The sequence below is a fragment of the Streptomyces sp. NPDC001634 genome (assembly GCF_040298185.1).
Lineage (GTDB): Bacteria > Actinomycetota > Actinomycetes > Streptomycetales > Streptomycetaceae > Streptomyces.
Genome location: NZ_JBEOZU010000032.1, coordinates 1 through 21,266 on the forward strand (window position 1 = coordinate 1; position 21,266 = coordinate 21,266).

General features: G+C 69.3%; 19 protein-coding genes and 2 pseudogenes. 8 read left to right on the forward strand and 13 right to left on the reverse strand.

Annotated features, from left to right (window positions below; translation table 11 throughout):
• The first annotated feature begins 139 nt into the window (after positions 1-139).
• The 4 genes from ABT186_RS22195 (at position 140) to ABT186_RS22210 (ending at position 4,691) form a co-directional block, all read left to right on the forward strand.
• Positions 140-1,423 (forward strand): molybdopterin-dependent oxidoreductase, encoded by a 1,284-nt coding sequence (locus ABT186_RS22195; protein WP_351926476.1) that lies wholly within the window; start codon positions 140-142, stop codon positions 1,421-1,423.
• A gap of 2 nt (positions 1,424-1,425) precedes the next feature.
• The gene (locus ABT186_RS22200; RefSeq protein WP_351224555.1) at positions 1,426-1,929 is read left to right on the forward strand and encodes a hypothetical protein; all 504 of its coding nucleotides are present in this window, start codon (positions 1,426-1,428) and stop codon (positions 1,927-1,929) included.
• A complete protein-coding gene (locus tag ABT186_RS22205) occupies positions 1,926-2,603 on the forward strand; it encodes a class I SAM-dependent methyltransferase (RefSeq protein ID WP_351926392.1) in 678 nt (225 codons plus the stop codon). The genes ABT186_RS22200 and ABT186_RS22205 overlap by 4 nt, the downstream gene beginning before the upstream one ends.
• Before the next feature lie 264 nt (positions 2,604-2,867).
• The gene (locus ABT186_RS22210; RefSeq protein WP_351926394.1) at positions 2,868-4,691 is read left to right on the forward strand and encodes a glycoside hydrolase family 15 protein; all 1,824 of its coding nucleotides are present in this window, start codon (positions 2,868-2,870) and stop codon (positions 4,689-4,691) included.
• Positions 4,692-5,721: 1,030 nt separating this feature from the next.
• Here the strand turns inward: ABT186_RS22210 and ABT186_RS22215 are convergent.
• On the reverse strand, positions 5,722-6,288 hold the full coding sequence (locus tag ABT186_RS22215) for a DUF6529 family protein (RefSeq protein ID WP_351926396.1): 567 nt from the start codon (positions 6,286-6,288) through the stop codon (positions 5,722-5,724).
• A gap of 899 nt (positions 6,289-7,187) precedes the next feature.
• Positions 7,188-7,436, reverse strand: a complete 249-nt coding sequence (locus tag ABT186_RS22220; protein ID WP_351926484.1) for a hypothetical protein — start codon at positions 7,434-7,436, stop codon at positions 7,188-7,190.
• Here ABT186_RS22220 and ABT186_RS22225 point away from each other — a divergent pair.
• Complete coding sequence (locus ABT186_RS22225; protein ID WP_351926478.1) at positions 7,327-7,857, forward strand: transposase; 531 nt, start codon at positions 7,327-7,329, stop codon at positions 7,855-7,857. The two genes, ABT186_RS22220 and ABT186_RS22225, sit on opposite strands and share 110 nt — an antisense overlap.
• On the opposite strand, the gene ABT186_RS22230 is transcribed toward ABT186_RS22225, so the two are convergent.
• The 11 genes and pseudogenes from ABT186_RS22230 to ABT186_RS22280 all read right to left on the reverse strand — a co-directional run bounded on the left by ABT186_RS22230 (position 7,751) and on the right by ABT186_RS22280 (position 18,492).
• Positions 7,751-8,989 (reverse strand): NAD(P)/FAD-dependent oxidoreductase, encoded by a 1,239-nt coding sequence (locus tag ABT186_RS22230; protein WP_351926398.1) that lies wholly within the window; start codon positions 8,987-8,989, stop codon positions 7,751-7,753. The genes ABT186_RS22225 and ABT186_RS22230 overlap by 107 nt on opposite strands.
• Positions 8,989-9,948, reverse strand: a pseudogene (locus ABT186_RS22235) (transaldolase family protein). Before ABT186_RS22235 ends, ABT186_RS22230 begins: the two are co-directional and overlap by 1 nt.
• Positions 9,949-10,139: 191 nt before the next feature.
• Positions 10,140-10,460: a putative quinol monooxygenase gene (locus ABT186_RS22240; protein WP_351926400.1), complete on the reverse strand. Its 321-nt coding sequence runs from the start codon at positions 10,458-10,460 to the stop codon at positions 10,140-10,142.
• Positions 10,461-10,499: 39 nt separating this feature from the next.
• Positions 10,500-10,871 (reverse strand): nuclear transport factor 2 family protein, encoded by a 372-nt coding sequence (locus ABT186_RS22245; protein ID WP_351224517.1) that lies wholly within the window; start codon positions 10,869-10,871, stop codon positions 10,500-10,502.
• 29 nt (positions 10,872-10,900) lie between these two features.
• A pseudogene (locus tag ABT186_RS22250) lies at positions 10,901-11,555 on the reverse strand (integrase core domain-containing protein); the annotation flags it as partial.
• Positions 11,556-11,767: 212 nt separating this feature from the next.
• On the reverse strand, positions 11,768-12,706 hold the full coding sequence (gene tatC / locus ABT186_RS22255; RefSeq protein WP_351224519.1) for a twin-arginine translocase subunit TatC: 939 nt from the start codon (positions 12,704-12,706) through the stop codon (positions 11,768-11,770).
• Between the two features lie 387 nt (positions 12,707-13,093).
• On the reverse strand, positions 13,094-13,375 hold the full coding sequence (gene tatA / locus ABT186_RS22260; RefSeq protein WP_351224521.1) for a Sec-independent protein translocase subunit TatA: 282 nt from the start codon (positions 13,373-13,375) through the stop codon (positions 13,094-13,096).
• Positions 13,376-14,494: 1,119 nt separating this feature from the next.
• Positions 14,495-15,199: a hypothetical protein gene (locus ABT186_RS22265; protein WP_351926402.1), complete on the reverse strand. Its 705-nt coding sequence runs from the start codon at positions 15,197-15,199 to the stop codon at positions 14,495-14,497.
• Complete coding sequence (locus tag ABT186_RS22270) at positions 15,196-15,714, reverse strand: ATP-binding protein (RefSeq protein ID WP_351926403.1); 519 nt, start codon at positions 15,712-15,714, stop codon at positions 15,196-15,198. The genes ABT186_RS22265 and ABT186_RS22270 overlap by 4 nt, the downstream gene beginning before the upstream one ends.
• A 1,361-nt stretch (positions 15,715-17,075) precedes the next feature.
• Positions 17,076-17,864 (reverse strand): zf-HC2 domain-containing protein, encoded by a 789-nt coding sequence (locus ABT186_RS22275; protein ID WP_351926405.1) that lies wholly within the window; start codon positions 17,862-17,864, stop codon positions 17,076-17,078.
• 25 nt (positions 17,865-17,889) lie between these two features.
• Positions 17,890-18,492 (reverse strand): sigma-70 family RNA polymerase sigma factor, encoded by a 603-nt coding sequence (locus ABT186_RS22280; protein WP_351926407.1) that lies wholly within the window; start codon positions 18,490-18,492, stop codon positions 17,890-17,892.
• A gap of 1,010 nt (positions 18,493-19,502) precedes the next feature.
• Between ABT186_RS22280 and ABT186_RS22285 the strand changes: the two genes are divergently transcribed.
• Genes ABT186_RS22285 through ABT186_RS22295 form a run of 3 tightly spaced genes read left to right on the forward strand, consistent with a single transcriptional unit; the run spans position 19,503 to position 21,246 of the window.
• Positions 19,503-19,796, forward strand: coding sequence for a plastocyanin/azurin family copper-binding protein (locus ABT186_RS22285; RefSeq protein ID WP_351224531.1), 294 nt, complete (start codon positions 19,503-19,505; stop codon positions 19,794-19,796).
• A complete protein-coding gene (locus ABT186_RS22290; RefSeq protein WP_351224533.1) occupies positions 19,796-20,794 on the forward strand; it encodes a metallophosphoesterase family protein in 999 nt (332 codons plus the stop codon). The genes ABT186_RS22285 and ABT186_RS22290 overlap by 1 nt, the downstream gene beginning before the upstream one ends.
• On the forward strand, positions 20,791-21,246 hold the full coding sequence (locus ABT186_RS22295; RefSeq protein ID WP_351224535.1) for a hypothetical protein: 456 nt from the start codon (positions 20,791-20,793) through the stop codon (positions 21,244-21,246). Before ABT186_RS22290 ends, ABT186_RS22295 begins: the two co-directional genes overlap by 4 nt.
• The last annotated feature ends 20 nt before the right edge of the window (positions 21,247-21,266 follow it).

Sequence of the window (21,266 nt, forward strand, 5' to 3'; positions counted from 1 at the left end):
CGGACGGCCGCCGGCCGCGGGCTCCGGCGGGCCGCAGCGGCGGGGATCGGACGAGGGTCACGCGCAGGGGCGCCTCGAGCGCGTTCGCGCTGCCGTGGCGGCACGGGCCACCAAGGGGGCCGCTCGTACCAGGGCCCTCGTGCGCCGGGCCGAGCAGACTCCCCCGCCCCCGGGGCCGTTCCGCCCCAGCTTCTGGCGCAGTCCCATCCGCGGGCCCTGGCTGACGTCCGTGTTCGGCCTGGTGCTGCTGATCGGCATCCCGCTGCTCTTCGTCACCGGGCTGCTCTCCTACGCCTCCTACAACCCGGGACTCGACCGCATCAACGACCAGACACCTGACAAGGGCGTCCTGGGCTTCTACCTCTTCAGCTGGCCCACACACCCGTACTGGTTATACCGGCTGCTCCAGGGCGTGCACGTGACGCTGGGTGTGGTGCTGGTGCCGGTGCTGCTGGCCAAGTTGTGGTCGGTGATCCCGAAGCTGTTCGAATGGCTGCCGGTACGCTCCATCGTCCACGGCCTGGAGAGGCTGTCCCTGCTGATGCTGGTCGGCGGAGTAATCTTCGAATTCGTCACCGGCATCTTCAACATCCAGCTCTACTACGTCTTCCCGGGCTCGTTTTACCGCCTGCACTTCTACGGCGCCTGGGTGTTCATCGCCGCCTTCGTTGTCCACGTGTGCCTCCGACTTGGCCGGATGACGCGGGCCCTGCGCTCGCGCAGCCTGGGCGCCGAACTGCGCACCGACCTTGCCCACACAGTGCCCGAACCGCCCGATCCCGACGGCCTGGTGGCAGCCGCTCCCGCCCCGCCGACGATGACCCGCCGCGGTGCGGTGGGCATGGTGGGAGCGGGATCGCTGCTCCTCCTCGTCGTGACCGCCGGACAGAGCATCGGCGGACGGCTGCGCGCCACTGCGCTGCTCGCACCGCACAACCGCGATCCGGGCAGCGGCCCGAACAGCTTTCAGATCAACAAGACGGCGGCGAAAGTCGGCGTGACCCCCGCCCTTGTCGGACCCAACTGGCGGCTGGAGGTCCACGGACGCGGAGCGCCACGGGTCTTCACCCGCGAGCAGCTCCTGGCGATGCCCCAGCACGCCGCCGCACTGCCGATCGCTTGCGTGGAGGGATGGTCCACCGAAGACCAGCACTGGAGCGGCCTTCGGCTGGCCGACCTCGCCGCACTGGCCGGAATGCCCGACGCCGCAAGCGTCCTGGTCCAGTCCATCCAACCCCCCGGCCCCTTCACCAGGGTGGTGCTGCGGGGCAACCAGATCCACGACCCCCGAGCGCTGCTCGCCCTGCGCGTCAACGGCGCGGACCTCTCACTCGACCACGGCTACCCGGCCCGCATCATCGTCCCGGCCAACCCCGGCGTGAACAACACCAAGTGGGTCCACCAGCTCACCTTCAGGGCGTGACCATGGCACGAATCGTCCGCTGGTACGGCTCCGGCCCCCTGCACCTGCTCGTCCTGATCGCCTCGTTCGCCCTGACCGGCTACGCCATGGTGCGCCTGTTCGCCGTCCAGCCCTGGGAGGTGGCGATCTGGTTCGTCGGTGCGGCGATCCTCCACGACCTCATCCTGCTGCCCCTGTACTCGCTGGCCGACCTGTCGGCCCTCTCCGTAGTGCGGCACCGTGCCGCCGACGGACCGACGGTGCCGTGGATCAACTACCTGCGCGTTCCGGCCTTCCTGTCAGGTCTGCTCCTGCTGATCTGGTTCCCCCTCGTCTTCCGTCTGGCGGTCCCCTACGCCGGTGACACCGGGCTGTCCGACAGCGTCTACCTCGGCCGATGGCTGGCGATCACCGGCGTGCTCTTCGTGGCCTCCGCGGTGGCCTTCGCGGTGAGATGGCGCCGCGTGCGGCGGGCCGGCCGCGGCGACGAGAGCCGACCCGCCGCGGGGCATGGCGCAGCACCGTGACCGCGGACGAGGACGAGCTGTACGGCGCCGACGAGGATCCCTACGCGCTCGCCCTGCGACCCGGCCCAGAACCGGTGTACCTACGGCTGGCCGACGGGCGCCGGATCCGGATGCCGGTGCACCGCTGGCACGGGCAGCCCACGGTGGCCGACAGGACCGTACTGGAGCGCTGCATCGGCCCCGTCCTCGACGTCGGCTGCGGCCCGGGCCGCATGTGCAGAGCACTCCTGAGCCGGGGAGTTTTCGCCCTCGGGGTCGACCTGGCACCTCGCGCGGTCGCCCTGACCACCTCTCTGGGCGGGCTCGCACTGTGCCGATCGGTCTTCGACCGGCTGCCGGCCGAGAGAGGCTGGAAGACGGTGCTGCTCATCGACGGCAATATCGGCATCGGAGGCGACCCTCATGGCCTGCTGCGCCGCTGCGGCGGACTCATCGCCACCACCGGGCGCCTCGTCGTCGAGGTCGACCCCCATGACGTCGAAGAGCTGTGCACCGCCCGGTTCGAGAACCTCCAGGGCCAGAGCGGTCCGTACTTTCCCTGGGCACGGCTCGGACGACGAGCGCTCAACACGATCGCCGAAGACCTTGCCCTCAGCGTCACCGACCAGTGGGGATACGGCCACCGACGCCTCCTTGCCCTCGGCCGCCCGGATTGGGCCTCGGGACCTCGCTGATGACGCGGGGTCGGCCACGCGGCGGCAGGGAGAAACGACGTACGCCGAGCGAGGCACCAGCTCGTGCCACTCGGTCGGAGCAACCGTCGGCAACCGGCACGTGCGATCCACCGATCGTGCTGATTGGCTGGAGGTGAATCCGCTGTTCAGAGAGGCTGGGATCCATGTCACCCGTCAGGCACCTGGCGTGACCTGCGGCGCAGGTGACTGCTCACGTCGTCCCGGCCGGGCCGCGTCCGGCCCAAGTTGGACGGGCTGCGACGCATGAGTGCGCGACCGATCGGTGACCACGCCCTGCTGTCCGACTGCCGCTCGGCCGCGCTGGTGACCTCCGACGGCTCGGTGGATTGGCTGTGCCTGCCCCGGTTCGACAGCCCGGCGATCTTCGCCCGGCTCCTCGACGAGGACGCCGGCCACTGGTCCATCCGCCCTGTCACCGGCCCGGTCGACATCAGCCGCCGTTACGTCGAGGACACCCTCGTTCTGGAGACGGTCTTCCGCACGACCGGGGGCACGGCGGTCCTGCGGGATGCCCTTGCCCTGGGACGGCGCGAACGCGGGCACGCGCTCGGCACCGCTTCCCCCGGAATGCTGCTGCGGCAGATCACCTGCACCGAAGGGCGGGTGGACATCGAGATCGCCTACGCGCCGCGCCCGGAGTTCGGACTCGTCCACCCACTCCTCTCAGCCGTGCCAGGTGGGCTTGCGGCGTACGGGGGCGCCCACGTTTTGCTCCTGTCGAGCCCCGTCGACCTGCGGGTGAGCGGCTCCACGGCGCACGGCCGAATCCCGCTCTCGGCGGGGCACCGCCTCGGATTCGCCCTGCACGTCGGGACGGCGTGGGAAAGGGAGTCGGTGGCCTGGCGGACGGGACGGATCCGGCGTCGCATGTCCGACACCGTCAAAGGCTGGCGCTCCTGGTCGAAGCTCCACCGCGGCTACGTCGGCCCCTGGCAGGACGAAGTGAGCCACAGTGGACGCGTGCTACGGGCCCTGACCTTCGCTCCCACCGGGGCCATCGTCGCCGCGGCCACCACCTCTCTGCCCGAGAAGACGGGCGGAATGCGCAACTGGGACTACCGCTACACATGGGTCCGCGACGCCAGCTTTACCATTCAGGCACTGGCCACGGCCGCCTGCGAGAAGGAGAAGAACCGGTTCTTCGGTTTCCTCGCCCGGGCCGCGGCAACCCAACTCAACCGCGGCGCCGACCTGCAGATCATGTACGGCATCGGCGGAGAACGTGATCTGAGCGAGCGGCCCCTGCCTCACCTGACCGGCTGGCGCAACAGCGGCCCCGTTCGGATCGGCAACGACGCCTGGCGCCAACGCCAACTCGACGTCTACGGCGAACTCCTCGACGCCGCCGCCCAGACCCTTCCGCCCGATGAGCCTCTCGACCCAGCCACCCGCACCTTCCTGCTCCAGGCAGCCGAGACAGCCGCCCAGCGGTGGACCCAACCGGATCAAGGCATCTGGGAAAGACGCGGACCCAGCAGACACTTCCTCCACTCGAAACTGATGTGCTGGGTCGCCCTGGACCGCGCCATCAGCATGGCCCCTGCCCTCCAGGCCGACGAACACCTGCCCCACTGGCAGCACGAGCGTGACCGGATCCGCCAAGCCATCGAACAACGCGGTTGGAACCCCGACCTGGGCGCCTTCACCCAGGCATTCGACACCAACGACCTCGACGCCTCCGCACTGATGCTGCCCATCGTCGGCTTCCTGCCACCACACGACCCCCGCATCCAGTCCACCGTGCTGGCCATCGCCACCCAACTGACCGACCACAACGGCCTGGTCCGCCGCTACCTCACCGACGAACTACAGGAAGAAGAAGGCACCTTCCTGCTGTGCACCTTCTGGCTTGCCCAAGCCCTCGCCCTCACCGGCCAAACCACCCGTGCACGACACGCCTTCCAAACCGCCCTCGCACACGCCAACGACCTCGGCCTGCTGGCCGAGGAGGCCGACTCCACCGCAGCAGAAGCCCTCGGCAACTTCCCCCAAGCCTTCAGCCACATCGGGCTCATCAACGCCGCTCGCGCCATCCGCGATGCCGAGCGACAAGAAATACACGCCTAGCCTCGCGCTTTCGCGCGCCCAGCAGACTCGGAGGTCTTGATGACGTAGTTGATCTTCGGTCGTAAGCTCGTTGTCGCCTGCCGGTGGAAGCCCGGTCCGGGTAGCTGCCAGGAGGCCCGGTAGCAGACTGGCGGCGTCGGGGGGAAACGCCCGGCGTCGAAGCCCAGTGTCGAAAGTCCTGCTAAGGGAGAGCAAAGCAGCGGTCCGTAGCATCACGCGAAGCCTGCGGCGTCGTGAGAGGCCCGCCTCTTGGGGCGGGGACAGGGAGTGCCGAGCCCCCGAAATCAGGGCGAAGGCCATGGAAGCGGCGAAGATCCTGGAGATGCAGCCGTGAAGGACTCCCCGGCGTATGGGGCGCGGAACGTTGCGACGGTGACAGCGGGAACTGGGGAGGCCCTCCCCGGCCCGGTGGCCTGCGGATAGGTGCTGCCGGAAGCTGCGCGTCCTATAACCGGGTGCACCCCGGGAAGTGGACGCGAGCCGGGTGGGAGTCGGAGGCGGCCGTAGTACCGCGATGAGCCGGGCGGACAACACAACCGCTGGCCAGGGAAGGGCCGCTGCTTCGTCGATGCGCAGGCTGTCTGGAGGGGCTTGGTGAGTGCCACATCGGCTGGTTCCGCCACGTCGGGATCCCTGAAGCTGGATCCGGTCCGAGCCTTGCAGCATGCGCTCTACCGGGCGGCCAAGGCCGATCCCGGACGGCGGTTCCATGCGCTGGGGGACAAGGTCCACCGCAGGGGGTTTTCGGCACCTGCAGGGCTCCCCGGCCTGCTCACTGAACTGACCCGCGCCTACCACGCGGCCCCCTCCCACGAACGGCCGCAGTACCCGAACACAGCGGGCTCGGTGCGCAACATCGCCAAATCGGCCAGACAGTTCCCGCCCAGGGCTACGGCGATGGCGACGTCCTCGCCCGAACCGACAAGTACCGCCCAGGTACAGGGTGTCTGGGCGGCGTGTCGCTCACCGTGATGTTGTCGGACCGGCCGGGGCCGTCGTTGGCCGTCGGGAGAGGCACCTCGCGTTCTGCTCACAGGCCGGGTGCCTGGAAGCCGTTCAGGTACCAGAAGGCGGCCGCGTACCAGATCAGGGCGATCGCAGTGACGAGGGTACCGCCGGCCAGGGGGAGTGCCCAGCTGGGCCAGCGGCGGTGCCGGACCACGATGACCTTGGCGACGAAGGCCCCGTAGAGGAAGCAGCCGGTGAGCGAGTGCAGCGCCAAGCGGGGGTCGGTCAGTTGGACGCCGTAGGCGGTGATGCAGTGCCGAGCGATGGGCAGGGAGAGGAGGAAGGCGGTCAGGCCGATCAGGCGGTGCGTGGTGTGCACCCCGTGCGGTGCGGCTCGCAGTGCGGGCAGGCGGCGGTACATCCACAGGGCGAGAAACAGCTGAATCAGCGCCAGGCCCAGGAGTGCGGACCCGAGTTGGGCTTTCAGCAGTCTTGCGTCGTTGCCGCGCTGCCCGAAGAGGCTGGTCTCGTAGTTGGGGGTGTGTACCCGGCCGTACCAGTAGAGGCCGACCACCACCGCCACGGGCAGGAGAATCCACAGGACGCCGTAGAGCCGTCGGTGGTTGGCGGGGCGAGCGAGATCGTCCACGTGATCAGCCGCCCCCGCTCTCGATTTTGCTGCCCTGGGTCTTGACGGCACACCACGTGGTGCCGAGCGCGGCGCTGGGAGTGCCGGTGGTTCGGGCCGACGGCTGGGAGGCAAAGCGAGGAGGATCGGTGCGGGCGGGTGCGACCGCCGCCGGTGCGGACCGCGGACTCATGCCGATCGTCGTCCTTCTGCCGCCGAAGCAACGTTGTGCACCGTGGCACGCACGGCGTCAGAGGCGATCGAGGCGGTCGCGAGGCGAGGGTTTCTCAACAGGTTCTCCAGCCGTTGCGGGCCGATCTCGCCAGTACGCCCGAAGAGTTCCTGCCGGGCCCGGTCGGCTCGCCCGCAGGTACGCGAATCGAGGAGAGCGGTTGGGCCGGACGGCCGATGAGAGCGACATGTCCATCCAGGTGAAGTAGGGGCCGTGTTCGTAGAGCCATAGGTCCCTGGGTGTTGGGACCGCCTACGGCATCGGCCGGGACGACGAGGGCGAGCGGGCAGACACAGCCGAATTGCGGTCCTTCGCAGGGTGCACGACGGCGATCGGAACGCGTTGTGGGCTGGAGCCCGCAGCGGAGGTGGCCCTCGCGCGGGGCGATGCGCAGTCATTGAGCCGGAACGGTTGAGTTGCCTGCTCGTTGGCCGGGTGTGATTGAGGTTGAGGATGCGCGTCGGGTGTCGCTTGCCGCGCGGGAGGTGGTGCGGCTGCGGGTGGTGGCCGCGCTGGAATCGGGCACAGTGCGTACCTACCGGCAGGCGTCTGAGGCGTTCGGGGGCAACGAGCGGTCGGTGGGCAGCTGGTGGCGGTACCGCGGCGGCCGGGACGCCTTGGCTGTGGGGCGGAGTCGGCGCCCCGGACCGCATGAGCTGATCAGCGATGCGGAACGAGGCACGCCGTTTCAGGCGATGGCGGACCACACGCCCGAGGAGCTGCTGATCGGCGGGCCGCCGTGGACCCGGGCCGCGGTGCGGGAACTGGTCAGGATGGGGCTCTCTCCGCCCGGCCGTTCTTGGGCGCCGAACGGCCGTACCCTCGTGGTGAGGGCTAACGGCAAGGGGTTGCGCGTGAACATCATGTCGGCCGTCGCCTCGCGCGGCGCGCTGTGGTTCACCGTCTTCACCAGCCGTTTCACCGCGAAGGTGTTCACCGGCTTCCCGGACCGGCTCGCCCGCCAGGCCGGACGCAAGGTCCACGTGATCGCCGACCGGCACCCGGTCCACCGCTGCAAGGCCGTCCGCACCTGGCTGGACGAGAACACGTCGGAAATCGGCCACCGGTCGGCACGTCGACGGCGGCCTGATGGCGGGCGGGCTTCTGTTCCCGAGTTCGTGAACGCGAGGTCGGCGCAAGCCGTGTCGGCCTGCGCGGTGCGGTGCCCGCTTCATGGGGTGTTCCGGTTCTCATCACGCCCAGGGGGAGGCCCCGCAGCACATGAGCGACATGAAAAGTCACGGACACTGATCACTCCGCTCCGGCAGTCAGCTGTTCCAGCGGAACATCCGGGTCGGCGAGCCTGTCCCGGTCGATCTGCTCGCCGGAGCGGACCAGGTGCTGGACCGCGTCGTTGACGTCCCAGAGGTTGACGTTCATGCCGGCCAGCACGCGACCGTCGGCCAGCCAGAAGGCGATGAACTCCCGGCTTGCCAGGTCGCCGCGCACCACCACGTCCTCGTAGCTGCCGGGCTCGGCGTAGCCCGCGTACTCCATGCCCAGGTCGTACTGGTCGGTGAAGAAGTACGGGACGCGGTCGTAGAACGCAGGCGCGCCCAGCATCGACCGCGCGGCCGTCCCAGGCTGGTGAAGGGCGTTGGCCCAGTGCTCAACGCGGATGTGCTTGCCCAGCATCGGGTGAAGGGCGTTGGCCACATCGCCAGCCGCGTAGATGTCCGGGTCGGAGGTCCGCAGGGAGGCGTCGACCACGACGCCGTTGTTGATCTGCAGACCGGATTCGGCGGCCAGTTGGGTGTCGGGAGTGGCGCCGATGCCGACCACGACCGCGTCCGCGTCGATGCGGGTGCCCTCGGCCAACCGTACGCCCGCGGCGCTCCCGTTCTCGCCGACGATCTCGGTGACCCGCGCACCGAGCCGCAGGTCCACGCCGTGTTCACGGTGCAGGTCGGCGAAGACGGGCGCGATCTGCGGGCCCAGCACGCGCAGCAGTGGCAGCTCGCCTGCCACTAGCACGGTGGCCTGGACGCCTGCCTCCCGTGCGGCGGCGGCCACCTCCAGGCCGATCCAGCCGCCGCCGACGAGGACGATGCGGGAGGCGGAGCGGAAGGTGCGCTGGATGCGTTCGGAGTCGCCGACGCGGCGCAGGTAGAGCACGCCGTCGAGGTCCGCACCCGGTACGGCCAGGCGGTGCGGGGAGGCGCCGGTAGCCAGCAGCAGTTTGTCGTAGCCGATCGTCCCGCCACCGGAGACGGTGACCGCCTTCCGGTCGCGGTCGATGGCCGTGACCATGGTGTCCAGCCGCAGATCGATGCCCTGATCGGCATACCAATGCGACGGGTGGACGAAGATCGTTTCGCGGTCTTGCCTGCCCATGAGGTAGCCCTTGGACAGTGGCGGACGCTCATACGGTGGGTCCGGCTCGTCCCCGATGAGCAGGATCCGACCGTCGAAGCCGTTCCCGCGTAGCGCTTCGGCGGCCTTGGCTCCAGCCAGACTCGCCCCGACGATCACGAACGTGGATTGCACCATCACACCTTCTCCCTGCTGCGGTCTGGGCGGTGGGGCCGGCCGCTGTCGGATTCGTGCGGGCTGACCGCGAGTTTCTCAACCAACTCACTCCACCTGGCGTTGAACTTCTCCACGCCCTCGTCATCCAGCTCTTGGTGCGCTTCGCCATAGGTGTCGCGGATACTGCCAACCGGAACCGCGCCGTGCTCGGCGACAGCGTTCAGTGTCGCCTCCGGCATGGTGCTGACCACGCCTGGGACGACCAGGCCCACGACGTACCGCGTGGCATCGTATGCCGGGTCCTTCACGCCCGTGGACGCCCACGGCAGCCGCTGCGGCCTGGCGTCGGCCCGCTCCAGCCGCTTCCACCCCTCGGTGGCGAGCACGCGTGCGTAGTGCTCGTAAGCGATACGGGCGTTGGTGAAGGCCGCCTGCCCGTGCAGCGTAGTGGCTCGCCCGCCGCCCAACCGGTAAGCCGCCGGTCGATCTCGGTATCCACTCGCGATACGAAGAATGAGGACGCCGACGCGATCCTGGACAGGTAGCGCCCGGTGACCCGCGCGCGTTCCATCCCGGTCGGGACCGCCTCCGCCACCGCGTCGTAGCGGTCGAGGGAGAACAGCAGCGTGACGTTGATGCTGAGGTCCTCGGTCAGACATGTGCCTATCGCTTCCGGACCCTGCTTGACCGCGGGGATCTTGACGAACAGACTGGGCCGGTACACCAGCCACCCGATGGTGCGCGCGGTGTCATGTGCCGGCCGCGGGTCGACCCCGATCGAGGCCCGCCCGTCCACGCCCCCGTTGGCCTCGTACACCGGGCTTGCGAAGATCGCCGGGTGAGTGGCGACGTCGGCGACGTTCCGGCACGCGACGAGCCTGCCCAGGTTGCCGGTTGCCGGCTACCAGTCGCGGTCGGCTCAGGTCGCCCAACCAGATCGACACCCGGGACGCGGAGAGCCAGGCGAGAGTGTCGGACACCATGTGCCTCCTTACCCGGGCACGGGCATGGCGAGACGCGGAAGGCTCCTTGGCAAGTCTCACCCATCAAGCAGGGCGGCGCACGTCGACCCCTGTCGGCCTCCTCGTTCCAGGATGGGGTGGTGAATGGCGCGATGGAGAGGACCCGCCGCTGGAGAGGGCTGGGGCGAGCGTGCCGTCGGGTCGCGCGCTCAGCGGTTGCGCACCGCCATTCCCTGGCCTTGGAAAGCCTCATCGTAGTAGTGGATGACCAGCGGCTGGGTCAGCATCGCTTCGAGTGTGGCGGTGAAGCCGTGCGAGGTACGCCAGGCAAGGTAGTCGGTGTAGTTGTGCCGTTCGGCCCACCGGGTCAGCCCAGCGACGTGGTCGGCGTCGTCCTGGTCGCGCAGAATGCGGATGTCCTCGCATCCTTCGTGCTGAAGGCTTTCCCCGAGGATCTCCAGGACGAGTTTCGCAACGTCATCGCCGCGGCCCGGCATCGCGAAGAACTCGGTGACTACGGTCGTGCTCATAGGGTGGTCCTCCGCGGTGTTCGCAGTAGCGTACGCCGTTCACACGGACCGCAGGGCGTGCTGATCGGACGTGGCGGGCCTGTTGCGCAGGATGATCAGACTGGTGATCTCGCCGCCCGCGACGGTGAAGTAATTGGTCAAGATGAGTTCGGCAGGAAGATTCGTCTTGTCGTATTCGCCGTCATAACGCGCTCGGACGATCGTCAGCGTGCGGTGGTGCACGGCCTCGGTCACGGCCATGGTGACCTTGTCGCCTACCAGGTCGCGCCGAGCCCACGCGCGGATCGACTCAGCCCCGAAGAACTCCCGCTGCGCGTCGTTGACGAGGGCATCGTCGGCGAAGGTGCCCGCGATGGCGTCAAGATCGAAGGCGTTGACCGCCGCAATGTGCTCGGCGATGACTTCCGGCACTGCGGGTGCCGATACATCATCCGCCGAGGTCAGGCAGCATGTTCGTACTCGTGGAGAGTCCCGCCGAGTCGATCTCGTCGGCGGATCTTCAGTCGGCTTCTTCGCGCCGGGACGTCGGTGACTTCGGGCAGTGGGCGGAGCGGAGCCGCCTGGCCGAGGGTCCGGTGCGGCCTGTGCTCGTTGTAGAAGGTCTCGAACTCGCGCAGCACGTACAACAGATGGCTATGGTTCCAGATGGGCGTGCGGTCGAGCAGCTCCCTGCGACAGGTCTGGATCCAGCGCTCCATGATGGCGTTCATCCGGGGTATGCGGACACCGCTCTTGATCGCCTCCGGGCCCGCGTCGGAGAAACAGGGCGTCGAAGCCTGCTGTGAACTTCGCGTCCCGGTCCCGGATGAGGAATCTGGTCCGGTTGCCCGCGTCCTCGAGGTCTATGAGCAGGTTCCGCCCGAGTTGGACGAGCCAGTCGCGCGTGGGGTGGGCATAGCGCCCAGGATCCGGATGCGTCTGGAGGCGTGGTGGATGACGGCGAAGACGTACAGGCGTGCCCGGTCAGGGTTCGGGCCTCGAACAGGTCGCAGGCCGGCAGCGCCTCGGCCTGGCCGCGCAGGAACTCGGCCCAGGTGGTGCTCGGCCGTTCCGGCGCGGGGGCGTAATGCCGTGCTCGCGGAGGATCTCCCAGATCGCCCGCTTGGACATACGCAGACGCGAGCGCCTCGGCGGCATCCTCCACGAATACGAACATGCTGCGTGACCTGGGCGGACGTGGTATCCGGCAAGGGCACGGCTGGGCCGCGCTCGGCGCGGTGGGGGTCGGGCGGCCTGGAGCTGGTGTTGCGCGTCGGCGGGGCCTCCACGCTCCGTGCCCTATGAAGGCCCCGTCAGGTCACGTCGTCTTACCCGTCGGCGCGGTCGTCGTCAGCGTCCGGCTGTGCGGGCAGGGCCTGGCTGGCGGACACCGATTCCACTTCGCCGATGTCCTGCGGCGTGAGGTCGAGATCGGAGGCCTCGTCGTCGCCGGGTCCTTCTGCTTCTCTGCGGGCCTTGCGCCGGTCATTGAGAAGCGAAAAGACAACGGCGGCGAAATAGAGCACCCAGATCGGCGCGGCCAGCGCCAGCATGGTCAGGGGGTCTGTGCTCGGCGTCGCCACAGCCGAAAAGACCGTGATCCCCAGGATCATGCCGCGCCACCAGCCGAGCATCCGCCGGCCGGACAGCACCCCGGTGAGGTTCAGCATCACCAGCAGCAGCGGCATCTCGAAGGAGAGACCAAAGACGACCACCATGCGGGTGACGAGGTCGAGCAGATCATCCAGCGGCAGCAGGTTGCTCACCCCATGCGGGGTGAAGTCGATCAACACCTTCGCGGTCGTGGGCAGCACCTTGTAGGCGAAGAAAGCGCCGCCGAAGAACAGCGGGACGCCCGCGCCGACGAACGCGTAGGCGTATTTCCGCTCGTGCTTGTGCAGGCCGGGGGCAACGAACGCCCACAGCTGGTACAGCCATACCGGCGAGGCCAGCACAACGCCGGCCATCAGGGTCACCTTCAACGCCAGGGTGAAGGGCGCGAGTAGACCGTTGATCGTGATCCGCGCGCAGGTGGTGTTCGCGGTCTGCTTGGCCAGATCGGCGAAGGACGTCGGGCAGCCGACCGAGTCCAGCACCGGCCTGGTGAAGAAGTTTATGATGTCCCTGTAGTGGAAGGCCGCAGCGATCGTGACGACCAGGATGGCCAGGACGGCCTTGGCGAGCCGGTTGCGAAGCTCACGAACGTGCTCCGCGAGCGGCATCCGCCCCCCGGAATCCTTCTCCTTGTTGCGGGCTGACTGGGGCACGCCACGTCCTCATCTCGTGCGCCGGACCGGAGACTACCGGCCCTGCGTCAGTACTTGATCGTCTCTGTCGCCCGGTGGGGCGCGAGCTCGCCACGGCGTCGGTTGCGGCAGGTAGCACGTCCAGGAGGCAGTTGGTTCAGGTCGGCACCACTTACCGCGAGCTGATCTGATCTGCCCTGCCCTGCGAGAGGGTGGGCGGCTCACGAAGGTCCCCAGACCGTCCACGGTTACGCGCCGCGCTCGGGCCAGGAAACAGCACTGCTCCGGCCAAGACGCCGGCCGATACTGCGGACGCGGGCGTCCCGACAGCCCAAGAGGTGAACCGGCAGGGGAGGCTTCGGGCAGCGTCTCGTGCGGGGGATCAGCCAGGGGCGCGCAGGACCGGGCTCAGTCTCGGTGGCTGGTCGTGCTGTCCGTGGGCACGGCGCGGGCGGTGGCGGGTCCTTCGGGAGCGTCCGAGATCGTCCGCGGTCCCGGTGCAGGCTCAGGCTCGGGGCGTGGCTCGTTTGAGGCGCCGTCGTCTTTCATGGCCTTGGTCTCGCTCTTGAGGATTCGCACGGACTTACCCAGCGCCCGGGCCGTGTCGGGTAGTTTCTTCGAGCCGAAGATCAAAACCACTACCGCGACCAGGATCAGCAGGTGCCAGGGCTCCAGCGCATTGCGGAACATCGTTACACCAGCCCTTCGAACGCAGGCTTGCTACGGTGCGCGACCGTACAACCTTGGGGCGGAGTGGACGGCCCCGCCGTGTGGCCCTGCCGGATCGTGCGGGCGGCCGCCACGCGGATGCCGGCGTTGTCGAAGAGGCCGCTGTCCAGTACCCGCCGGGCCTTTGTGCCGGCCTTCGTACCCGCCTCGGCGATCCGTGCCGCTTGTTGCTGCGCGGCAGCGGTGGGAGCGGGGGCGCGCGCGGCGCATCGTGTCTTGCCGCCCCGAGCATGCCTCCATCGCTCTCCGGGCGCGCGCAGAGCTTCGGCCGCTGCCCAAGGAAGTGCACCGCCCACGACCGGGCCTCGCCGAAGGGTGACGCGGTGGGAGGTGCACACCTTTGGCCGCGGACGGCCCGCTGCCGCCGGCGGGCGCGTCCAGCACGGTTGCCCGTCCGTCGATACGGTGAAGAGTTCCCCTTCCGTGTCCCGGCCACACTCGGCCGGGACACCACGCCCGGCGGGCTCTGCACCGACGGATGCCTGGCACTCGTCGTCGCAGAAGGGGATCCGCAGGAGGTGGCCGGGCAGGCCGGCGCCCGTGCCCGCGCCCGCGGTCTTGTGCGGAGGCGGCTGGGAGGGGGTTTCCCGGTGCACTTGGCACGGCGGTTTCACCGGTGTTCGCCGCCCGCGCCATCGGGAGATTCCCACGGCGTCGTCCAGCCCGGCCTCACAAGTGAATTCGTCGCCCGTCGCCGCCGCAACCGCGGGGAGCTCGACCAGCAACAGGTGTATGACGAGGCGTAGTTCGCCGCCTGTGACCTGCATGGCCACCTGCGCCGGCTGCCCGGCCCGCGGAATGTGTGGGGGCGTTTGGGCCGGATGGACGCCCAGCCACTGCCCCTGGGAGCAACCACGTTCGGGCACCTGGAACAGCTGATGGGTCTTCGCGTTCGACCACGGTGCGTTCATCGGCTTTCCCTGGCGTGACCGTTCCTGTCGCCGGTCGGCGCGATGTTCACGCAGGGCTGTCGGGCGTGGGAGGCGAGGCGAGTGGAGTTGGTCGGCTGCTGCGGGGGCATTCCGGGTGTTGATGTCCTTGCGGGTCATGTGTCCTTCTTCCTGTCGGGTCGGGGTCGGTTCAGGTTCCGAGGCGGCCGGCGGCCGTCCAGGCGGCATACTCCTGGCGGACGTAGGGGCGGCTGGGGTCGAGCGTGATCCCGTCGGGGTGGTGCGGGCCGGCCACCAGGTCGGGATGGTGGCGGTCGTGCAGGACGAGGCGTTCGGCGGTTTCTGCGGCGGCTGCGACCGGGCCGGGGCAGGGGTCGTCCATGGCCATCCGGTCCATGAGGGCGGCACGACGTAGCAGCCAGGCGCGTTCGGCGGCCGGCGCATCGACCGGGGGTCCGGTGACGGGCCTGGCCTGGCGGCCGTCGCGCTCGGCCCCAAGAGCGAGCACTTGGTGCATCTCGCGGCGTAGGTCTGGCGCATTCGCGTACGCCTCGTGCGGGGGCGGGGCGCCGATGTCCTCGCCGCTGTTCGGGGTGACGTCCATGGTCATACCTCCGCCGGTACGCAGGGGCCGGGCGCCCCAGCGTTGACACAGCACCGTGTCGTGGCCGGGGTCGCCGTGATCGAGGGCGGATGGGTGTGCCCCGGACCGCATGGGCACCTGGGCCGGGCCCGGGCAGCCGTCGATGAGGCCGGGCTTGTGGGTCGCGAAGGCCCACTCGGCGGGGTCGTCGGGTGACCCGGCGTCGCAGCCGCCCCCGGTGACCCGTCGCTGTGCTGCAGTGCGGGCCCCGGTAGGGGGGCGCAGCTCGTGCGGAAGGTCCGGCCCGGTCATGGCGAGCACCTCAGGCAGGCGCGGACTTCGCGGCCGCTGCGTGTCTGGTGGACCTCGGCCGACTGGGCGAGGTACTGGACGATGCCAGTGCCTCGGCCGTGTTCGTCGGGGGCGATGTCGGGGCGGTGGCGCTCCACGGTCGTGCCGGAGTCAGTGACCACAATGTGCAGAGTGCCGTGGTCGAGGACGAGCAGCAGGGTCATGCGCTCGCGGCCGTACTGGGCGGCGTTGGCGGTGAGTTCGTCGACGATGAGGACGGCGGAGTCACGCTCGCTTTCGGGAACACTCCAGGTCTCCAGCAGATCGGCCGCGAAGTGGCGAGCGGCGGAGACGTGCGCCTCTTGCGCCGGCAGGGTGAGCAGCGCCTGGTTGCGGCAGGGCTGGCCGAGCAGTGAACTCGGGCTGGGGGAGTCGGTCACGAACATGGTCTTCTGGCTCTTCTGTGGATGTGCGGAGACCGGAACGGGGGAGACCGTCGACAACTTCGGGGGCGGTCGGTAGGTGGGCCCCTGCATGGGCGCGCTCATTCAGTTCCACGGGCGACGCATGCCGAACGGTTCGAGTTATTCGCCACTTTTGTTCGACTTCTTGCTTGCATGTCAATGCCAGCGGCCTGGCTGGGCTCACTCGCCTCTGCCAGAGCTCGATGCCGTGCTCGACCGGACCCGGCGTCGGCAGCTCGGTCTCCTCGCCCGTGGTCTTCCGGACGGCCTTGCAAGAACCCCACGCCGTAGAGCCGGACGAACGTTCCTGCCCGCATCTCGGCTCGGTCGCGGCCCTCGGTGTGCCGACCGCCTGGATCCTCTTCTCCAGGCTGCACGGACCTCGGAGGAAAAGGAGAGTTGAGGTCGCCGGCCGTTTCGTGAACGGCATACCTCTGCTCGCGCGCGGGAGGGGTAACACCTCGGCCGGGCCGTTGTAAAGACCAGGGCGGCGCCACCGGCCACCCGGTAGGGAGTGCACGCCCCGTCGGCGCGCTCACGCATCAAGTCGCTGAGGACTGGGCCGGTTCGCCGGATCCGGTGGTGAGGGTGACCAGGGCCCGGAAACCGTCGGCGCGCCGCGAGAAGGACCAGGGTGCCGGTTTCGACCTCCCCCGGGCGGAGGCTGAGGTGCATGCCGTCGGCCCCCGTATAGCCGCGCCCACCCGTGTACGCGGCGGGCACCCGAGGTGGCCCGTCGCGGGGTGGCCGGCCAGCCACTGCCGGAAGCCGCGTGACGGGAGCGGGTCAGAGCCCCACGGCCGAGCCGTAGAACTGCCCCGGTGCCGACACACCCCCCGATGACAGGTTGTGCAGGCGATGCAGCCGCAGCACCTGACCGGCCCCGGGGAAGTGTGACACCACAGCGGCCAGATCGACCGGATGACCACTTGCGGCCGCCTCTCGTCCCGCCGGTCGTGCACCCGGACGGCCTTCACCCTGATCCGTCCGGCCGCGGAGGTGACCTTTCCCGGCCGGTGGCAGCCGCTTCGACCACGAGCCGCCGCCGCGCGCATGGCGCCGATCAGCCCCTCGGCCATAGAGGCGCCAGTGTCGGCCTCCGAGGCCGCCGTCGCGCTCATCCGCCGGGTGCCCACGTCGGACGATCTCGCCGATCCCGGAGCCGTGCGGCGTGGTGGCATCGGTCGACGACGGCGATCACTTGCGTCCCTGTGCAGCCGATGTCACGAGCACAGGCCTTCTCGATGGCCATCGGCCGGACGTCCTCGGCGTGCTCCTCCAGCCTGGTCCACCGGTCTTGAGGCGGCTCGCTTCATGTCGACTGCCCGGTTCCCTCTCCGCCCGCGGCCCGACCCTTCGGTGGCGACGTCTCTCGGCCTCCTGTGCTGCCGTGCGCTCACACCCGACAGCTGACGCGACCGTCCTGCCTGGCCTCACGCCTGCATCGTGACCAGCTTCTGACCGTGGCCTACGAGGATCTCGAAGTGGTCGATGGCTCCCGGGGACATGGGGACCGCCCCTGGGATCGTGGTGCCGGTGGGGTACTCGCCTGCCCTCCAGGTGGCGCCGTCCGCCCTGGCGCCGCCGGGCCCGACCGCCTGCAGCCGGCAGGTGATTCCTGCGGGCGCCCCCTTGGCGGAGACCTGCAGGACGCTGCCCCAGGCGGAGGGCGAGACCTTTACCGAGGCGGAGACGCCGGTGGTGGGATCGTTTCCGGAGAAGGTGCGCGAGGGAGCCGGTGCGGTCGGTCCGGGCTGCTGCGCCTCGCCGCCCACGGACCCGATGGTCGCCAGCCATGTGCCGCCGGCCGCTCCCGCGATGAGCATCAGGGAGGCGACAGCGCCGGCCAGTTGCAGCCGCCAGGTCCTGCGGCGCCGGGCCGCGGCCTGCTGGAGCAGCCTCTCCAGCACACCCACCTCGCGCGCCTGCGGCACCGCAGGTACGGCGGGCTGTGCGGGCGGGGAGCCCTGCGCGCTCTCGGCTGCACGCGCCACCAGCCGATCGGCCAGGTCGCCGTCGGCCGCGGGCACCGTCCGGCCTTCGACCTCGGCTTCGGTGACCGTCGCGAGCAGCGTGGGCAGTCCCGCCAGCTTGGCGTGTTCCGTCCGGCACTCGGCGCATGCCGCCAGGTGGGCGCGCACCTGTTCCATTTCCACCGGGGGCAGCGTGCGCAGCACGTATCCTCCCAGCGCCAGCCGGAATGTGTCGCGCTCCGCACTCATGGTCGCCACCTCCTGCACGCCACGGTCATGGCTCGATGCCCCGTTCCTGTAGCGCCAGCCGGAGGGCTTGGAGGGCGTAGTAGGTCCGCGACTTCACCGTGCCGAGCGGGATGCCCAGCACATCCGCGGCCTCCGCCATGGTCCGGCCCCGGTAGTACGTTTCCAGCAGTACGGCGCGGTGGTCCGGGGACAGCGTCCGGATGGCGTCGGCCACCGCCCAGCTCTGCAGTGCCTGCTCGATCTGGTCCTCGCCCGGCGTCTGCTCGGCAACCCGCTCGATGGCCTCGCTGTCGGCCTCGGCCGGCCTCGCCCGCCGGGCCCGGCGGGCGTCGATGACCAGGTGCCGGGCAACCGTGAACAGCCATGCCCGAGCCGGGCCACGTGCGGGATCGAACGCGGCGGGATGCTGCCACGTCCGCAGCAACGTCTCCTGCACGACATCCTCCGCCCATTGCCGGTCTCCTGAGGTCAGTCGCAGCACGTAGTGGAACAGGGGTCCTGCGTGCTCGGCATACAGAGTGCGGAGCAGTTCCTCGTCGGTGGTCGAAAGGGTCCCTTTACCAGAGACACGATCCGCGGAGCGATTCGGATCGGTCCTTGGACCACGTTTTCGGGAACTCCAGGGCATAAGACGATCATCGCGCACATGTACCGCTTCATCCTGTAACGCACGGCACGGTGCAGGTGACACTCTGCGAGCGTCGCGGTGGATACGCCCCTGTCAGTGCGTGCGGCGCCCGGGGGGAGGACGGCTGATCTGCGGCGACACCAAGAGGCCTCACAAAGAGTGCATATCTACCGAACCGTAGGACCCCCGCCGTCCGTGGAGCCGGAAAAGGGTCGACTTACGCGCAATTCCTCATCGATCCCCCATGCGACAAAGGATGGATCAGAGGTGATCGAAATACACCACGCGACGCACGCGCTCCTGGCGCTGGCCACGCTCACTCCGCCCTCGTGCGTCGAAGTCGGCACCACCGCGCCGCCCCGGCCCGTGCCCAGCGCACACCACGGCGACGGCTCTATGCAGCGCTCGACGCGCACAGCGATCGAGGGCTGCGCAACCACCGGGGCAGAACTCCACCCGGCCCAGCGTGCGCACCAGTCGTATGGGCACCGCCAACCGGCCCCGCGTCACTCGCGGCTCCCCGCAGGGGGACCTGCCGCATGCCGCCTGCACCTTCGCGGCGCACAAGGGCGGTCGCGCAGCGCGGGGCACGTCGAGGCGCGCGACCGGCGCGGGGCAGCACCCACGCTCGTTCGCTGGATCCGCGAGCGGCACGCGCCCATGAACGCGGCATCCACCACACATTCCTGGGGTTGCGTGCACTCAGCCGGGCACCTCCCCCAACTCTGTCCGATCAGTGAGGAACGAACACCATGCACCTGAACTTTCGTACATCAAGCCGGCGCTCACGTGCTGCGGCCGGACTGGCCGTTGCCACCGTAGCCACCGCCGGCGCGTTGGGGCTTCTCAGCGCATGTGGCCAGTCGTCGCATTCCTCGTCCACCGGCGCCGCTGCCATCACACCTGGACGCGGGCAGCACCAGACGCCCGGGATGCCCGGTGCCTCCGGGCCGGGGAACGCGGCGGGCTCCGCTCCCGGCGCCTCGCCCATGCCCAGCATGAGCATGCCCATGAGCCCTCCGAGTACGGGTGCGTCGACCGCGCCGGTGTCCGGGGACGCCGTGGCGATCAAGAACTTCGCGTTCTCCCCGGCCACGCTGAAGGTCAAAGTGGGCACGACGGTGACCTGGACCAATCAGGACACCGACGCCCACACCGTCACCAGCGCCGGATCGGGCGGCCCGCTGCATTCGGCCGCCCTGAACACCCACGCCACCTACAGCTACACGTTCACCAAGCCCGGCACCTACTCCTACCTCTGCACCATCCATCCGTTCATGACCGCCACCGTGGAGGTGACCTGATGACCGAGTACCACGACGCCCAGGACGGTGCACCGGTGGGCGACACGGCGCAGCCCGCCGAGGAACACGGTATGACCCGCCGCCAACTCATCCGCCACGCAGGATGGTTCGGCGGAGCCGTGGTGCTGACCGTGGTCGCTGGAGAGGTGATCAGCCATATACCCGACTCCCGCAGCACCAACGCCGCCGCTTCCGGGGCCGCCGCGGCCGGAAGCGGCGCGCTGCGGTTCGTCCAGGTCTCCGACAGCCATATCGGCTTCCAGGGTCCGGCGAACATGGACGTGACCGGCTCGTTCACCGAAGCGATCAACCAGGTCAACTCGCTGGGGTTCAGGCCTGACTTCGTCATGCACAGCGGCGACCTGACCCACCTGTCGACGGCGGGACAGTTCGACAAGGTCAGGCAGATGATGACCGGTCTGCAGACCGATCGCGTCTTCACCGTGCCGGGCGAGCACGACTCCATCGGCGATGCAGGCCGCGCCTACCGGCAGACCTTCGGCAAGGGCACACTCGGCGACGGCTGGTACAGCTTCGACACCCACGGCGTGCACTTCATCGCCCTGGTCAACACCCTGAGCCTGGAGAAGCTCGGCCACCTCGGCAACGAACAGATCCAATTCGTCCGCAACGACCTCGCCGGACTGTCGTCGGACACCCCCATCGTGGTCTTCAGCCACATCCCACTGTTCGCCATGTACCCACAATGGGGCTGGAGCACCGATGACGCACTCAAGGTCATCGCTCTCCTGCGCCGCTTCTCCTCGGTCACCTGTCTCAATGGGCACGTCCACCAGCTGTTCACCAAGACAGAGGGCAACATCACCTTCCACTCCGCCACCACCACCGCCTACCCCCTGCCCAAACCGGGCCGCGCCCCCGCCCCCACCCCGCAGGTCGTCCCCGCCCGACAGCTCAAGGACGCACTCGGCATCCGCACCGTCGACTACCGCCAAGGCGACCGCGAACTGGCCATCAAGGATCAGAGGCTGGCATGAACACCCACAGACTCCTCGCCCCCACCCTGCGAGCGGCGACCGCCGCCACCCTTGCCGCCAGCGGATACATCCACGCCCAGCTCTACCTCGACGAGTACCGCTTCATCCACATCATCGGCCCCCTGTTCCTGCTCCAGGCCAGCGCTGCCTTCGCCCTCGCCGCCCTGCTGCTGATCGGGACTCCACCCCTGCTGCTGAGGGCCGCCGCAGCCGGCGTTGCGCTCGGCGCCCTCGCCGGATTCACCGCCTCACGCACCGTGGGTGTGTTCGGATTCACCGAACACGGTCTGCAGCCCGCCCCACAAGCCGTCCTCAGCCTCGTCGCCGAAACCGGCACACTGCTGCTCCTCGCCATCTGGCAGGCAACCGTGACCCGACAACACCGCGCTGCCCGACCGCCCGTCAGGACACCCACCTGGAATCGGGCCACCTCCCGCACACCACCCAACTGAACCACCACCACGAAGCCACC

Bases quoted from the DNA above. Each gene is read 5' to 3' on its own strand.
- ABT186_RS22200 (WP_351224555.1), top strand. From the start codon at position 1,426: ATGGCACGAATCGTCCGCTGGTACGGCTCCGGCCCCCTGCACCTGCTC.
- ABT186_RS22210 (WP_351926394.1), top strand. From the start codon at position 2,868: ATGAGTGCGCGACCGATCGGTGACCACGCCCTGCTGTCCGACTGCCGC.
- ABT186_RS22230 (WP_351926398.1), bottom strand. From the start codon at position 8,989: ATGGTGCAATCCACGTTCGTGATCGTCGGGGCGAGTCTGGCTGGAGCC.
- ABT186_RS22240 (WP_351926400.1), bottom strand. From the start codon at position 10,460: ATGAGCACGACCGTAGTCACCGAGTTCTTCGCGATGCCGGGCCGCGGC.
- tatA (WP_351224521.1), bottom strand. From the start codon at position 13,375: ATGTTCCGCAATGCGCTGGAGCCCTGGCACCTGCTGATCCTGGTCGCG.
- ABT186_RS22265 (WP_351926402.1), bottom strand. From the start codon at position 15,199: ATGACCGGGCCGGACCTTCCGCACGAGCTGCGCCCCCCTACCGGGGCC.
- ABT186_RS22270 (WP_351926403.1), bottom strand. From the start codon at position 15,714: ATGCAGGGGCCCACCTACCGACCGCCCCCGAAGTTGTCGACGGTCTCC.
- ABT186_RS22275 (WP_351926405.1), bottom strand. From the start codon at position 17,864: ATGAGTGCGGAGCGCGACACATTCCGGCTGGCGCTGGGAGGATACGTG.
- ABT186_RS22280 (WP_351926407.1), bottom strand. From the start codon at position 18,492: ATGCCCTGGAGTTCCCGAAAACGTGGTCCAAGGACCGATCCGAATCGC.
- ABT186_RS22285 (WP_351224531.1), top strand. From the start codon at position 19,503: ATGAGCCCTCCGAGTACGGGTGCGTCGACCGCGCCGGTGTCCGGGGAC.
- ABT186_RS22290 (WP_351224533.1), top strand. From the start codon at position 19,796: ATGACCGAGTACCACGACGCCCAGGACGGTGCACCGGTGGGCGACACG.
- ABT186_RS22295 (WP_351224535.1), top strand. From the start codon at position 20,791: ATGAACACCCACAGACTCCTCGCCCCCACCCTGCGAGCGGCGACCGCC.